The organism is Pseudoalteromonas sp. T1lg23B, from assembly GCF_002964665.1.
Taxonomy (GTDB): domain Bacteria; phylum Pseudomonadota; class Gammaproteobacteria; order Enterobacterales; family Alteromonadaceae; genus Pseudoalteromonas.
This window is the reverse complement of sequence record NZ_PQBZ01000034.1, coordinates 621,822-636,859: the sequence shown is the minus strand read 5'-3', so window position 1 is coordinate 636,859 and position 15,038 is coordinate 621,822. Positions and strand designations below refer to the sequence as shown.

Annotated in this window: 12 protein-coding genes and 1 pseudogene; 9 read left to right on the top strand and 4 right to left on the bottom strand. The window is 43.6% G+C overall.

Translation table 11 applies throughout. The annotated features are described in order from the left end of the window. Positions 1-10 precede the first annotated feature (10 nt). From C2M32_RS11240 to rne, 3 genes are all read right to left on the bottom strand, one after another. The gene (locus C2M32_RS11240) at positions 11-700 is read right to left on the bottom strand and encodes a sialidase family protein (protein WP_158678209.1); all 690 of its coding nucleotides are present in this window, start codon (positions 698-700) and stop codon (positions 11-13) included. Between the two features lie 22 nt (positions 701-722). Further along, positions 723-3,140, bottom strand: a complete 2,418-nt coding sequence (locus C2M32_RS11235) for a thrombospondin type 3 repeat-containing protein (protein WP_234401280.1) — start codon at positions 3,138-3,140, stop codon at positions 723-725. Between the two features lie 441 nt (positions 3,141-3,581). After that, positions 3,582-6,944 (bottom strand): ribonuclease E, encoded by a 3,363-nt coding sequence (gene rne, locus C2M32_RS11230; RefSeq protein WP_105168508.1) that lies wholly within the window; start codon positions 6,942-6,944, stop codon positions 3,582-3,584. 508 nt (positions 6,945-7,452) lie between these two features. Between rne and rluC the strand changes: the two genes are divergently transcribed. Continuing rightward, entirely contained in the window at positions 7,453-8,406 is a 954-nt protein-coding gene (gene rluC, locus C2M32_RS11225) for a 23S rRNA pseudouridine(955/2504/2580) synthase RluC (protein ID WP_105168507.1), read from the top strand. Next, positions 8,407-9,078 carry an HAD-IA family hydrolase gene (locus tag C2M32_RS11220; protein WP_105168506.1) on the top strand — a complete coding sequence of 224 codons (672 nt, stop codon included), beginning with the start codon at positions 8,407-8,409 and terminating at the stop codon, positions 9,076-9,078. On the opposite strand, the gene C2M32_RS11215 is transcribed toward C2M32_RS11220, so the two are convergent. Then, positions 9,028-9,627 (bottom strand): Maf family protein, encoded by a 600-nt coding sequence (locus C2M32_RS11215; RefSeq protein ID WP_105168505.1) that lies wholly within the window; start codon positions 9,625-9,627, stop codon positions 9,028-9,030. The genes C2M32_RS11220 and C2M32_RS11215 overlap by 51 nt on opposite strands. A gap of 119 nt (positions 9,628-9,746) precedes the next feature. On the opposite strand from C2M32_RS11215, the gene yceD reads away from it, so the two are divergent. The 7 genes and pseudogenes from yceD (at position 9,747) to fabF (ending at position 15,037) form a co-directional block, all read left to right on the top strand. Then, complete coding sequence (yceD, locus tag C2M32_RS11210; RefSeq protein WP_105168504.1) at positions 9,747-10,271, top strand: 23S rRNA accumulation protein YceD; 525 nt, start codon at positions 9,747-9,749, stop codon at positions 10,269-10,271. 10 nt (positions 10,272-10,281) lie between these two features. After that, complete coding sequence (gene rpmF / locus C2M32_RS11205; RefSeq protein WP_010374010.1) at positions 10,282-10,452, top strand: 50S ribosomal protein L32; 171 nt, start codon at positions 10,282-10,284, stop codon at positions 10,450-10,452. A gap of 11 nt (positions 10,453-10,463) precedes the next feature. Continuing rightward, positions 10,464-11,516, top strand: coding sequence for a phosphate acyltransferase PlsX (gene plsX / locus C2M32_RS11200; RefSeq protein ID WP_105168503.1), 1,053 nt, complete (start codon positions 10,464-10,466; stop codon positions 11,514-11,516). A 55-nt stretch (positions 11,517-11,571) separates the two neighbouring features. Further along, positions 11,572-12,498 carry an ACP S-malonyltransferase gene (gene fabD / locus C2M32_RS11195; protein ID WP_105168502.1) on the top strand — a complete coding sequence of 309 codons (927 nt, stop codon included), beginning with the start codon at positions 11,572-11,574 and terminating at the stop codon, positions 12,496-12,498. 18 nt (positions 12,499-12,516) lie between these two features. Further along, positions 12,517-13,263 carry a 3-oxoacyl-ACP reductase FabG gene (gene fabG, locus C2M32_RS11190; RefSeq protein WP_105168501.1) on the top strand — a complete coding sequence of 249 codons (747 nt, stop codon included), beginning with the start codon at positions 12,517-12,519 and terminating at the stop codon, positions 13,261-13,263. 217 nt (positions 13,264-13,480) lie between these two features. Further along, entirely contained in the window at positions 13,481-13,717 is a 237-nt protein-coding gene (acpP, locus tag C2M32_RS11185) for an acyl carrier protein (RefSeq protein ID WP_070985135.1), read from the top strand. Between the two features lie 82 nt (positions 13,718-13,799). Next, positions 13,800-15,037 (top strand): annotated as a pseudogene (gene fabF / locus C2M32_RS11180) (beta-ketoacyl-ACP synthase II). The last annotated feature ends 1 nt before the right edge of the window (position 15,038 follow it).

Sequence of the window (15,038 nt, the reverse complement as noted above, 5' to 3'; positions counted from 1 at the left end):
TTTATGAAGTTTAGTTCTGTATTTTGCCTATGTTTTCAAAAAAGACATCTCGTTGCTCGTTGAGATCTTTGCTGTATATAATGCCAAGTGTCCCATCAGAAAGTTCAGTGACATGCGGCTCAAAAGAGTCGACATATCTAACATTAACTTTACTGGAAAAACGATCATCTTGTTCGAATTTTCTTGTATAGAGAATTTTAGAAGAATTTGTATAGAACAACCTTACGGCACCATTATGTTCGATCAATGATACACCAAACACGAAACTAGTTGGAAATCTCTGGATCTCTTCGAAATTTTCTCCATCATTGGAAATCGAAACGATCATAGACTGATGCTCACTAGAGTAATAGGTCATGAGTACTCTATTATCTGGCAATAGAATTGTGCGCACTTTGCTGTCAGAACCTTGGTAGCCTCCAACTTGTTTTGGCTCAGTCCAACTTCTAAGATTATACGAGGTTCTAATATAGACATTGCGATCTTCATAGTCTTCGCCCAGTGAAGCTGTAAAACTGAGGATGTACTTGCCACTTGGTAGTTGAAGCATTGAACCTGTTAAGAAAGGATGTTGGAAACATTCATGGTTGTCATTACACGTTTTGTACTCAGAAAAATCTATCTCAGATAGTTCGTACCATGTGGTGCCACTGTCATACTTAAAGACACATATAGATGACGCATTACATCTAGTGGTCAAAAACAAGTTATTGTTAGAGTCTTCATACAAAAAGCCAACTTTCACTGCTCGTGTTCTCGGAGTATGGAGATGTTGGTGATGAACTTAGAGGCCATGTTTGGCCATCGTCCGTTGAAGTGCTGACCACTGCATGCCTATTAGCTATACCTGAAACGTACAGTGCCAGTACATCACCATTGCGACGTGTAAATAATGACGAGGCTTGTGAAGACTCTTCACTATCTGAGATGTTCACAGCAGACTCTGGCTCTGGCTCTGGCAAATATTCGCAGTTGTCCCCAGATGTGCATTCTACGGTGTAAGAAATGTTTTGTTGCCAGCCATTAGAGTTGTATTGGCCACCACAGATGCTATCAGGTCTTGAGCAATACAAAGTGACCTGTGTTTCGAAATTACCAGAATATTCAACAGCAGGGAATGAGACGACCCATTCCTTAGTATCGGAGTCATAGACACCGTTGTAGTAGCCTTCATTTATATAGCGCTGAATATGATTCTCTGGAGATGCTTTATCGTAGGTATAATACGTAACATGCCAACCATTACTTGCCGACAGTACCTCGAAATATTTTCCAAAGCCTTTGATCCTAAGATTGATAAACTCACCTGTCGCATAACTACTCTCGGCACCATTCAATTGTATATGGTCTTCCGTATCTGGTTGACCATCATTATCATCGTCCGGGTCTTGGTTATTACCAACACCATCGCCATCTGCGTCATGTGACTCTGAAGGGTTGAGCGGGAATGCATCTTGGCTATCAACAACACCGTCGTTATCATCATCGGTATCGGCATTGTTGCCAATACCATCTAGATCTGTGTCGATCCACTCCTGACTGTTTAAAGGAAAAGCATCTTGATCGTCATGGAAACCGTCATTATCATCATCAGGATCAGCATTGTTACCTACACCGTCATTGTCGGTGTCTAATTGCTCATTAGGGTCTGTGGGGAATGCATCTGTTGAATCAGGCACATTGTCGTTGTCGTCGTCAGCATCAGCGTTATTGCCGATCCCATCTCCATCAGTGTCCAGCCACTCTTGAGCATTCAAAGGAAAGGCGTCATTCGTGTCTTCATGACCATCGTTATCATCATCTGTATCAGCATTGTTACCGATACCATCTAAATCTGTATCAAACCACTCGGAAGGGTTTAACGGAAATGAGTCGGTGGCATCGTCATAACCATCGTTGTCATCATCTGTGTCAGAGTTGTTACCTATACCATCATTATCGGTATCTAGCCACTCACTGCCATTGAGAGGGAAAACATCGTCTTCATCATTAACGCCGTCATTATCATCATCTGAATCTGCATTGTTACCTAATCCATCTGAGTCTGTATCTAACCATTCGGTAGGATCGAACGGGAATGCGTCTAGCGTGTCGCCATAACCATCGTTATCATCATCCGTATCATCAGTGTCGATGATTCCGTCATTGTCATTGTCTAGATCGTCAACATTGTTGATACCATCACCATCAATGTCAATGTTCATTAAGATATGAGCATTGTTTAGCACCAGCTCTGAACTACTCATTGCAGATGTATCTACTGTGCTATAACCAGTGGTGGTGGTTTCTTCTACCATGACACGACTTAGCTCCGAAACTAGCAGTATCTCAGTGCTAGGTATATTAAGAGCATGAACGGGCGTTAGTAATACCGAAATACTGTCTTCGTCGTACGAGAGGGTATCAGTATTCGATTGAGCATCTAACTTACCATCTTTTACGTCAGAAACGAGTTCATCAAGTAAGTGGTCAACAGAGAGTTGCTCATCTGCAATAGTAAGATGCAATTGATGTACTAATGCGGCGTTTATCTCATTGATAGTTCGCACGTACCAAGTGTTACGCTGTTGAACATTTTCTACGGTAGCGTCCGTTAATAGCGGAGGTGTAGTCAACAGACTGACATTGCTATCCATACCGAATGCAAAAAGGGACTTTACTTCCTTTTCTGCTGCGTCAATAGCTTGAGAAGTACTCAACCCAGATACAGTTTTATGTAGAGCAAGTTTGACTGTTAATGTTGATAGTGGTGTTGCATACAATGGCTGGTTTGCTTTGATTTGTTCTGCACTAAAAATACCACGCAACACGTTAAAAACAGGCGCTTGCCCTGTAGTAATATCAACAGTTAGCTCATTAGCCGTGTACTCGATGATAAAAAAGTCTTGTAGTTCACCTTTTAGCGATAAGCTTTTGATCTTTGCGGTACTATCTGTTTCAGCTGTCCCGAGTAGTTTACCTAGACCATTGGGTGATAGTTTATCGAACTGATATATTTTAACGTCCGCAAACTTTAGCGGCCCTTTTACCGCAACCCCATGAATAGGATAGCTAATTTCTGTAACTTTATCTGTCCCCACATCAGGAGTTGGTTTTGTTGAGCCGGACTCTCCACCGCCACATGCACTAAGTAGTGACATAGCCACCGCGATACAAACAAGCCTTTTGTTTGTATTCAAATGATCAAACATAACTTAAATATTCCAAATTTACTGCTAAGAAGAGCAGTTAAAGGTGTGTTTTTACTGACTTTAGGGAGGTGTCGATAATGACTTAAGCGACAGTATTTAATGCACTTTTCCCGCAAAATCTCCATTTTGGTGGAATTTTACACTAAATAATAGACTCTTGGAATGGTGCTGTTAGTGGAACACTGATGTTTTGAGTGAGAATTGCGAAAAAGGAAATAATAAACAAGGTGTTGAGGTACATACCCCACTGTAAATAAATGTAAAGTCAAATTTCTATATTGCGAACAAGCTCATAATTCCTTTGTATGGAGACTTTAATAAACTTGTGAGTTTCACTATTTTGTAAAGCAAAAAGGCCGCTAATGCGGCCTTTTTCATTTTTGAATATTGCTATTCAGCGTGGCTAGCTTGCGCTTCAGAGGGCATTGCCGATGAAGCTGCCATGGTCGAGGCCATCGCAGAGCTTGCTTTGCCTGTTGGTGCTTTTGAACCGGCAGATAAACCAGAGTTAGCCACCACTTCGCGTGCCTCATGAGGCATAGCGGAAGGTGTGATTACCTCTTGAGCTTCTTCTACACTTGAGGCTTTTGTCATTGGTGAACTCGCGGTGTTGGTGTAGCGTACGCGAGCTTTCTCTATGGCTTTAGCACCTTGACTGAGTGGGGCTTGTTTAGGCTCCACAATTTCTGGCACAGTTGCTTCTGGCTCTCCTGTATCAGAGGTATCAACAGTAGGCTCTGCGCTCTGCGTGCTGGTTTCAACTTCAGATTCTGTTGATTCAGTTACTGGTGTTTCAACATCTGTTTCTACAGTATCAGCAGCCACATCAGTTGCTGGTGTTTCAATAGCTGTTTCTACAGTATCAGCAGCCACATCTGTTGCTGGTGTTTCAACAGCTGTTTCTACAGTATCAGCAGCTACATCAGTTGCTGGTGTTTCAACAGCTGTTTCTACAGTATCAGCAGCTGCATCAGTTGCTGGTGTTTCAACATCAGCTTCTACCGTATCACTGGCCTGCATTTCAACGTTTGTTTCAGCTACTGGTTCTTTCGGCTGTGTTTCAACATCCGTTTCGCCAGCTGCACTATCAGTTTCCTGTACTACAGAGTGCTGTTCAGTGGCTTCGTCTACAGAGACTGTATCAACGGCTGCATCATCTTGAGCTGCTTGTTGTTTTGCATCTACTTCTGTTTCAGCAGTAATAGCTACATCAGTATGTGCAGACGTTTGCTGTTCTTGTGCCTTTAATTGCGCTTCATACTCAGCTGCGGCTTGGTCAGCAACGGGTATAAATGCTGGCTCCGCTTCTTTGTCGCCTTCAGGTTTACGACGACGTTGACCCGCAGCGCGAAGGTGACGAGGAGAGCGACGAGAGCGTGTTCTTGGCGCATCTTCTTTCGACTCATCATCTTTTTCTACTACTTGCTCATTAGACTCGTTTGCTGCAACAGGTTTATCTTGCTCCGCTACATTTTGAGTCACAGTCTCGTTAGTTTGAGACGCATTCACTTCAGCTTGTGAAGATTCAGTTGCGTGCTCTAATTCACTCGATACTGATGGTGCAGTCGTGTTTTCCTGCGCTTTTACATCTTGTGTTGTAGTAGTGCTGTCTTCTTTAACCGCATTACTCGCATCAACTTGATCGTCTAAGCGTACTTTTTTACGTAAGTTACGGCGTTGGCGACGAGGTTTAACCTTGACTTCTTTAGCTTCTACTTCAACGTTTTCTGGCTTGTCGACTTTTTCAACGTTCAGAGACTCACTTTGACTTTGCGTGTCTGACTTGTTGGTGTCATTACGCTTACGTTGATTTTGACGGCGGCGTTTATTACGACCTTCGCCTTTCTCACGGTTGTCATTTGCTGTGCGGTTATCTGAACTACGAGTTTCTTGCTCTGTATTACCGCTTGACGTTTGATCGTCTCTTTTCTTTGTATTACTACGGCGACGGTTTTGACCACGACGGCGATTATCATTATCGCGACGCGACCTGTGCTCAGACGATTTCTTCTTCTCTTGTTCTTTCTCTGTTTCTTTCTCTTCAGATACAGAACTAAATAAGCCTTTCAACCAATTACCAATTTTCGTTAGAAGTCCAGGTTCAGACTTGGTAGCAACAGGTTTGGCAGGTTTTTCAGCAACTGGTGCTGGAGCAGGGGCTGTAGGCATAACCACACCTTTAAGCACAGGCTCTTCTTTCACAACTGCAAGGGTACGAGAGACATCAAGCGCTTCTGGCTCAGGTACTGTTATTTGCTCATAACTTGCTGCTTGTGATGTTTCATCTTTACGTAGGCGCAATACTTCGTAATGTGGGGTTTCCATATGCTGATTTGGAATTATCACCACATCACAGTTGTGACGCTTTTCAATACGGTGTACAGATTTTCGCTTCTCGTTTAAGAGGAAAGCGCCAACCGCTACAGGCACTTGTGCATTGACTTGTGCTGTATTGTCTTTAATCGCTTCTTCTTCAATTAAACGTAAAATCGATAGGGCAATTGACTCATTCGAGCGTATCGTTCCTTGTCCGCTACAACGAGGGCAAGAATGCTGACTCGCTTCACCAAGGCTTGGACGTAATCGCTGTCGTGACATCTCTAATAGGCCAAAACGTGAAATTTTGCCGATCTGTACACGTGCTCGGTCAGGGCGAACAGCATCTTTCAAACGGTTTTCAACTTCTCGCTGGTGGCGCGGCGGTGTCATATCGATAAAATCGATAACTATCAAACCGCCTAAGTCACGTAGACGTAACTGGCGAGCAATTTCATCTGCCGCTTCTAAGTTAGTGTTTAGCGCAGTCTCTTCGATATCACCACCTTTAGTTGCTTTAGAGGAGTTGATGTCGATAGAGGTTAATGCTTCGGTAGGATCAATAACAATAGAACCACCTGAAGGTAGTCTTACTTCACGTTGGAAAGCGGATTCAATCTGACTTTCAATTTGGTAGTGTGTGAATAGTGGCACATCGTTTTGGTAAAGCTTAACACGACTCATGAAATCGGGTCTAAAACGTTCGATATGTGCTTTTGCCTCTTCAAACACGCGGGCCTTATCGATAAGAATTTCGCCGATATCACGACGTAAATAATCACGAATTGCGCGGAAAATAACGTTACTTTCCTGATGAATTAAGAACGGAGCCTTGCCACTGTTAGCGGCTTCTTGAATGGCTTGCCAGTGTACTAGCAGGGCCTTGAGGTCGTATTCAAGTTCTTCGTACGACTTGCCTACACCTGCGGTACGAACGATAAGTCCCATACCTTTAGGTAATTCTAAACGGCTCAAAGCTTCTTTAAGTTCAATGCGCTCATCACCCTCAATGCGACGAGAAATACCGCCAGCTCGAGGGTTGTTCGGCATTAACACCAAATAACTACCAGCAACGCTGATAAAGGTCGTTAATGCGGCGCCTTTTTGACCACGTTCTTCTTTATCGACCTGAACGATAACTTCCTGACCTTCTCTAATGACATCCTTGATATTTGGACGACCATTGAAGGTATAACCATTGGGGAAGTATGTTTTGGCTATTTCTTTAAGAGGAAGGAAACCGTGGCGCTCGGCACCATAATCAACGAAGGCGGCTTCTAAAGAGGGTTCGATGCGGGTAATTTTACCCTTGTATATATTGGCTTTTTTCTGTTCGTGACCTGGGCTTTCGATATCAAGATCGTATAGCCTTTGGCCGTCAACCAGTGCTACGCGCATTTCTTCTTGCTGCGTGGCATTGATCAGCATACGTTTCATATTGTTACTCTACTTTCAAATTTAGTCGAGCCTGACTGTCTCAGCGGGAGCCAATTTAGTGTTCCATTGGTTTTAATGCAGTCTCACGACTGGGGAAAATTAAGAACATTTCACAGTAACCTGCCTTGCAATACCAGATTTGGATTTTGCCAAACTCTGCTCTGTATTGGGCGATGCATTTGCATTTGGTTTTCGCACGGGCTAAATGGCTCGGCGTTGCTAACTATCAGACAAATATATTTATTTCTTGCTTTTTCTGTTTTTAATCGTGCTTAATCTCACTTACGATCTATTACGCGCATCGTAAGGGGCTAAACGCACGTGTTTGTTCGGGTGTGACAAAAGCTTTGGAAATCCCAGCTTCAATCTGTATGATCTGACACCCATGATGTGCTTCACGATTAGTATTTTGCGATTAAAAAAGCGGTTTCGCAAAATTGCGAGCCGATTATCCCACTAATACCCTCGTGATAGCAACTAAATTATTACTCAAATCAGTGATTAGGCAATGTCAGAAAAGTCCGGTTTAAAAGTTAGCTTCGTTACCATTACCGAAGATCAAGAGGGTCAAAGGGTTGATAACTTTTTGGTCACCCATTTAAAAGGTGTGCCAAAGAGTGCTGTGTACAAAATTTTGCGTAAAGGCGAAGTACGGGTAAATAAAAAACGTGTAAAACCGGTGTATCGTTTACAAATTGATGATCAGGTACGCATTCCGCCAATTAAAACCGCTGAGCGCGAAGAGTTTGTGCCACGTAATTTAGATAAGATATCGGCATTGGAAGATGCCATTATATTTGAAGACAAGTATTTGATAGTTATAAATAAGCCCTCAGGAATGGCTGTACACGGTGGGAGTGGGTTGAGTTATGGCTTGATTGAAGCTTTACGTGTGCTCAGACCTGATGAAAAGAGCTTAGAGTTAGTACATCGTTTGGACAGAGACACGTCTGGCTGTTTGCTTATTTCAAAACGTCGCTCCATTTTAAAAGGGCTGCATGAGCAGCTACGTGAAAAAACCATGGAAAAGAACTACTGGGCATTGGTGAGTGGTGAATGGGCGGCAAAAATAAAAAATGTTACCGAGCCTCTGCGTAAGAATACCTTACAATCCGGAGAGCGGGTGGTTCGGGTGGACGAAGAACAAGGTAAACCGTCTCACACACGTTTTAGAGTGTTAGAGCGGTTCAATGACTGTACTTTAGTTCAGGCATCACCTGTGACAGGACGTACCCATCAGATCCGAGTTCATACCCAATGTAAGGGACACCCAATCGCCTGTGATGATAAATATGGCGATCAGGTGTTTGATGCAAAGATGCGCGGACGTGGCCTGAGCAGATTGTTCCTTCATGCTCACGATTTGCGCTTTTTACATCCTAAAACAGAAACCACTGTGCATGTTGAAGCGCCTTTGGATAAGGCACTATTGAATTGTTTAAAGACCCTAAGGGAAGAGTAAATGCAATATAAGCTAGTTATTTTCGATTGGGATGGAACGGTAATGGATTCCGTGCCAAAAATCGTTAACACACTAAAACTTGCAGCGCATAGCGTGGGGGTTGCTATCCCCAGCGATGAAAAGGCTTCTGCAATTATTGGCTTATCTTTAGATACGGCTGTTGCTACCTTATTTCCAAACGACGAAGAACACTGGGCTTCACTTGCGCAAGCGTACCAGCACCAGTATAAGTACGGTGATAATACCGACACCCCTCTTTTTGATGGCGCACAAGACTATATTCGCAGTTTAAAAGCGCAAGGTGTTCTGTTAGCCGTGGCAACAGGCAAAGGCCGAGCAGGGCTTGAAAATATGTTTGCAAAAACGGGCTTAGGAGATTGCTTTGTGACGACTCGTACGGCAGATGAGGCGAAATCCAAACCAGACCCAGATATGATCTTGCAAATTTTGACCGAGCTAGATATTGAGCCCGAAGATGCTGTAATGATCGGTGACTCTTTACTTGATATGAAAATGGCCGAGAACGCTGGCATTGATGCGATTGCGATGAGCTGTGGTGCAGCCAGTGTCGAGCAGTTAAAGCAAAGCTGTGCACTGGCTATTTGTAATGACTATGCTCAGTTAGCAGTTAGACTGCAAACTCAAAACATCGAAACCGCGCTCTGCGAGTAACTGGTTCAGACGTATCAAAGGGAGACCAACCAAACTGTTTGGGTCGTCTCCCGCGAGCCTTTCGAACAAGCAAATACCTAGTCCTTCACTTTTAAAGCTGCCAGCACATTGATAAGGCTGCTCCGCATCACAATATGCTTCAATTTGCGCTTTTGTGAGTACTTTAAAATGTACGTGAAACGGCTCGACAATCGTCGTGGCGGTATCAGATTCAATGTCATACAAGCAAAGGCCCGTTAAAAATGTCACTTTATCGCCACTAAAACGACATAATTGCTTGATAGCGTTTTCCTTGTTATGTGGTTTACCTAAAATCACGTCATTGTGCAGCGCCACTTGGTCTGATCCAATCACAAGGCCTTTGGTAAAATGCTGTTTGGCGCTTTTTGCTTTTAATTCGCTCAGTCGCAAGACTAATTGCTCAGCGGACTCATCAGCCATTGGCGATTCATCAATGTTGGGCGAGAAACTGTTAAAGGGTAGATTGAGTTTTTTTAAAATAGACTGCCTAAATGGTGAACTTGAGGCTAGAATAAGAGGTATTTTCATAAATACTCACGGGTCAATTTAACAATGCCGGTAGGATAGGGCGCAATAACGCGAAAAACAAAGGAAAGTTTGATTTTTATTTTGACTAAGCCACTAACTATCTATATGATGCAGCCCCTATGCAAAAGGTGAAAATTCCCATCACCCTTGATCCTTGTAGAGCCGCTCAGCGTCGTTTAAGTTATGACGGAGTTGTTCAGCTTGAAGAACTTTCTCGTTTAGAGCAAGTTGTACAAGATCAATCAGGTGAAATAGCGGTAAACATTCATTGCAAAAATGATGAGCAAGGGTTAGTTGTTGTTAGCGGAAGTATTCGCGCACACCTTACTGTTATTTGTCAGCGATGTAATGATGAATTAGGGTTGGATTTGGTACAAGACTTTGCTTATTCTCCTGTTGGATTAGGTACAGAGTCGGATGATCTTCCCGAATGCTACGATGTGGTGGAGCTAAATGAAGAAGGTGAAATCAATCTTCGTCAACTAATAGAAGACGAATTGATTTTGGCGATTCCAATTGTTCCTACTCACGACGAAGCATCATGCGCCTATTCTGACGAGCCTGCCAGCTTCGGAGAAATAGAATCGCAAGAGAGCAAACCAAATCCATTTGAAATTTTAAAACAACTTAAGAAAGATTCTTAGGAGAAGGCTAATGGCAGTACAAAAAAGCAAAAAGTCTCGCGCACGTCGTGGCATGCGTCGTTCACACGATGCAATCAGTGGACCAGCTTTAACTGTAGATCAAGTTTCAGGTGAGACTCACCGTCGTCACCACGTGACTGCAGATGGTTACTACAAAGGCGTTAAAGTAATTTCTAAATAAGAGATTGCTTTATGCTGACTCATCTAACCATAGCGTTAGATATGATGGGGGGCGATTACGGCCCCCGTTCATCTATCCCCGCAGCAGTCAATGCTGTCAATAAGCATCCCAACTTAACGCTACTCCTATGTGGTAACGAAGTCGTTATCCGTGATGGCTTAAATAAATTAGATTCATTAAATCATCCTCGCCTGATCATCAAACATTGCCCAGAAGTTGTCACCAATAGCTGTGAACCTGCTTTGGCTTTACGAAACAAAAAAGCCTCTTCAATGCGTATTGCACTCGATCTCGTTAAAGAAGGCCAAGCTCAAGCCTGTGTTAGCTCTGGTAATACGGGAGCTTTGTTTTTTATGGCACATTATGTATTGAAAATGCTACCTGGTATCAAGCGCCCAGCTTTAATTTCTTCCGTACCCACCGAAAAGAAACAACCCGTTTATTTGCTCGACTTAGGGGCAAACGTTCACTGTGACGCGGAAACACTATTTCAATTTGGCATCATGGGATCCATTGTCGCAGGACAAGCATTATCTATTGAACGTCCAAAAGTTTGTTTGCTAAATATCGGCTCAGAAGACATAAAAGGTCATGAAGGCATTAAGCAAGCCGCGAAGATGATGAAAAGTACTGAGCACATTAATTATCAAGGTTATTGCGAGGGCAGTGATATGTTCTCGGGCAAAGCGGATGTAATTGTATGTGAAGGGTTTGTTGGTAACGTAGCACTGAAAACCTGTGAAGGAATAGCTAAACTTATAATGCATAAGTTTACAAAAGCGCTTAAAAAGCACGTTTTGTACCGAATATTAGCATTTGCTTTACGCCCAGTGATAAAAAAACTATATAAAAGGGTGAACCCCGACCAGTATAACGGCGCAAGTCTGGTAGGATTGCGGGGTATTGTAGTGAAAAGTCATGGAAATGCTTCGAATAAAGCGTTTCTTGCTGCGATTGAGGAAGCTGCCAGAGAAGTCGAACGCCGCATTCCAGAAAAGATTCAAGCAACTTTTGCGCAGATAGCAGCAAAATCAGAACATCCGCCATCGTCATTCGGCAAATAACAGTTTTGTCGTAACCGAATTTACGTGGCGTAATTATTATCTAGAAGAGCACAATATGTCACAAAAAATTGCACTTTTGTTTCCAGGCCAAGGCTCACAAGCCGTTGGCATGTTGTCAGAATTATTAGCGTCCTCAGACATAGTTAAGCACACATTTGCTGAGGCGTCAGAAGCACTAGGTTATGACCTCGCTGCATTGGTGTCCAACGGTCCAGAAGAAGAGTTAAATCAAACTCACCGTACGCAACCAGCGTTATTAACCGCAAGCGTGGCAGTTTATCGTCACTGGTTAAATGAAAACCAAGAACAAGAAGTAGTGATGGCAGGTCACAGTTTGGGTGAGTACTCCGCGTTAGTTTGCGCAGGTGTTATGTCACTGGCCGAGGCTGTTAAACTGGTCGAGAATCGCGGCTTGTACATGCAAGAGGCCGTGCCTGCGGGAGTTGGCTCAATGGCCGCTATTATTGGTTTAGATGATGCTGCGATTGAAGCTGCTTGTCGTGATGCGGCCGCTGAGCAAATTGTTGCTCCTGTTAATTATAATTCTCCCGGTCAGGTTGTGATTGCAGGACACAAAGAAGCGGTGGAGCGTGCATCTGAGGCTTGTAAAGAAGCTGGCGCCAAACGCGCGATGCCACTAGCTGTGAGCGTACCTTCGCATTGTGAATTGATGAAGCCGGCAGCACAAAAGTTAGCGTCGGATTTAGCAAATTTAAACTTTGCTGAAGCAAAATGTGATGTTATCAACAATGTGGATGTTGTCGTTGCGACAACAGAGCAAGAAATTAAAGATGCGCTTGTCCGTCAATTGTACAGCCCAGTACGTTGGACAGAAACGGTGCAATTACTTGCTAAACAAGGCATCACTCAAGCTTATGAATTTGGACCAGGGAAAGTACTCACTGGATTAACAAAACGTATTGATAAATCTGTTGCGTGCAGTGCGGTGAACGACATTGCATCTATATCAACAGCAAAATAATTAGAGAAGAAAAATACCATGAGTAAATTATTTTCATTAGAAGGCAAGGTCGTTTTAGTGACAGGCGCGAGCCGAGGTATAGGCAAAGCCGTTGCAGAAGCTCTAGTTGCACAAGGCGCTAAGGTTGCAGGTACAGCCACGAGTGAGTCTGGTGCAGGTAAAATCAGTGAGTATCTTGGTGCAAATGGTAAAGGTTATGCGCTAAATGTGACTGATGCAGACTCGATAGCTGCAACATTGGAAGCCATTAAAGCTGACCTAGGCGACATCGATGTACTGGTTAATAATGCGGGTATCACTCGTGACAACTTGCTGATGCGCATGAAAGATAGTGAATGGGACGATATTATTGACACCAACCTGAGCTCTATCTATCGTTTGTCAAAAGCTGTATTGCGCCCAATGATGAAGAAAAAGTCTGGTCGTATCATTAATATTGGTTCTGTTGTAGGAACTATGGGGAATGCCGGACAAGCAAACTATGCTGCGGCGAAAGCCGGTGTAATTGGTTTTTCTAAATCTTTAGCGCGAGAAGTGGCTTCTCGTGGTATTACTGTCAATGTCATTGCACCTGGTTTTATCCAAACAGATATGACCAACGAGCTAACAGATGAGCAAAAAGCAGCGACGCTTGCAAACGTACCAGCTGGCCGTTTAGGTCAACCAGAAGAAATCGCAGCGGCGGTTTGTTATTTAGCGTCTGATGCAGCAGCGTACGTATCGGGTGAAACATTGCACGTAAATGGCGCGATGTACATGGTATAAAATGGTACGGGTCACAATGCCTGTTTAATTTTTTGTGATCTTGCTGCAAACATACTTGAAATTGCTATTAAAATGAGCGATAAAAGTAGAAAATATTAACTAAGAGGTTTGACCAGATAAAAAATTCTGAGCAAATCCTTGAATCACAGTATTATGCGCCGTAAACTACGCCGCAATCTGAAAATAACGCAAATGCGTTTTAATAAAGGAAAGAAGAATGAGCGATATTCAAGAACGCGTAAAAAAAATCATTATCGAGCAACTAGGTGTTAAAGAAGAAGAAGTTAAATCAGAAGCGTCTTTCGTTGACGATTTAGGTGCTGACTCTCTAGACACTGTTGAACTTGTTATGGCTCTTGAAGAAGAGTTCGATACTGAGATCCCTGACGAAGAAGCAGAGAAAATCACTACTGTTCAAGCAGCGATCGATTACGTTACTGCTCACGCTGAGTAATTAGCGAACACTCAGGGCAGCACTCGCTGCCCTTAGTTTTTTATACCCCTCATAAAATAATAATCCCTTTTTGGAGGAAACCGTGGCTAAACGTCGAGTCGTAGTAACTGGCTTGGGTATGTTGACGCCGCTGGGTAACGATGTAGCGTCAACCTGGCAGGGCTTATTAGATGGCCGTAGTGGCATCGAAAACATCACTCACTTTGACACATCATCTTTCGGAACCAAATTTGCGGGCCTAGTCAACGACTTTGATGCAACCCTATACATGCCTAAAAAAGAAACCAAAAAAATGGATTTGTTTATCCAATATGGTATCGCGGCAGGGGTGCAAGCTATCCAAGACTCTGGTTTGGAAGTGACTGATGAAAATGCCCATCGCATCGGCGTAGCCGTAGGCTCTGGGATTGGTGGCTTAACATTAATTGAAGAAAACCACATCAAGCTACTAAATAGTGGCCCTCGTAAGTTATCGCCATTTTATGTGCCATCGACCATCATCAATATGATATCTGGTCATCTTTCAATTATGCACAATTTGCGTGGCCCTAATATTTCAATCGTTACAGCGTGTACAACAGGCCTACATAACATTGGTCATGCTGCGCGTATGATTGCGTATGGCGATGCTGATGCTATGGTAGCGGGTGGCGCAGAGAAAGCTTCAACACCGATTGGTATGGGTGGATTCTGTGCGGCGCGGGCTTTGTCTTCTCGCAATACGATCCTCAGGCTGCTTCTCGTCCGTGGGATAGAGATCGCGATGGTTTTGTATTGGCTGACGGGGCAGGTGTAATGGTACTTGAAGAGTACGAGCACGCCAAAGCGCGCGGCGCGAAAATCTACGCGGAACTGGTTGGATTTGGTATGAGTGGCGATGCCTACCATATGACATCTCCACCGGAAGATGGCGCTGGTGCAGCTTTAGCAATGACCAATGCATTGAATGATGCGGGCGTGAATGCACAGCAAGTTGGTTATATTAATGCCCATGGCACATCAACACACGCGGGTGACAAAGCGGAAACTCAGGCGGTTAAGTCTGTGTTTGGTGCAGCGGCACAGCAGGTAATGGTGAGTTCATCTAAATCTATGATGGGACACCTACTCGGCGCTGCGGGTTCAGTTGAGTCAATCATCACGGCCTTATCACTTGTCAACCAGCAAGTGACGCCGACTATCAATTTGGATAATCCAGATGAAGGGTGTGATTTAGACTATGTACCTCACACTGCACGTGACGCAAAGCTTGAGTATGCTTTATGTAACTCATTTGGCTTTGGTGGAACCAATGGCTCGTTGCTGTTTAAAAAGGTATAAT

Bases quoted from the DNA above. Each gene is read 5' to 3' on its own strand.
- rluC (WP_105168507.1), top strand. From the start codon at position 7,453: ATGTCAGAAAAGTCCGGTTTAAAAGTTAGCTTCGTTACCATTACCGAA.
- C2M32_RS11215 (WP_105168505.1), bottom strand. From the start codon at position 9,627: ATGAAAATACCTCTTATTCTAGCCTCAAGTTCACCATTTAGGCAGTCT.
- C2M32_RS11235 (WP_234401280.1), bottom strand. From the start codon at position 3,140: ATGTCACTACTTAGTGCATGTGGCGGTGGAGAGTCCGGCTCAACAAAA.
- fabD (WP_105168502.1), top strand. From the start codon at position 11,572: ATGTCACAAAAAATTGCACTTTTGTTTCCAGGCCAAGGCTCACAAGCC.
- fabG (WP_105168501.1), top strand. From the start codon at position 12,517: ATGAGTAAATTATTTTCATTAGAAGGCAAGGTCGTTTTAGTGACAGGC.
- rpmF (WP_010374010.1), top strand. From the start codon at position 10,282: ATGGCAGTACAAAAAAGCAAAAAGTCTCGCGCACGTCGTGGCATGCGT.
- yceD (WP_105168504.1), top strand. From the start codon at position 9,747: ATGCAAAAGGTGAAAATTCCCATCACCCTTGATCCTTGTAGAGCCGCT.
- plsX (WP_105168503.1), top strand. From the start codon at position 10,464: ATGCTGACTCATCTAACCATAGCGTTAGATATGATGGGGGGCGATTAC.
- rne (WP_105168508.1), bottom strand. From the start codon at position 6,944: ATGAAACGTATGCTGATCAATGCCACGCAGCAAGAAGAAATGCGCGTA.
- acpP (WP_070985135.1), top strand. From the start codon at position 13,481: ATGAGCGATATTCAAGAACGCGTAAAAAAAATCATTATCGAGCAACTA.
- C2M32_RS11220 (WP_105168506.1), top strand. From the start codon at position 8,407: ATGCAATATAAGCTAGTTATTTTCGATTGGGATGGAACGGTAATGGAT.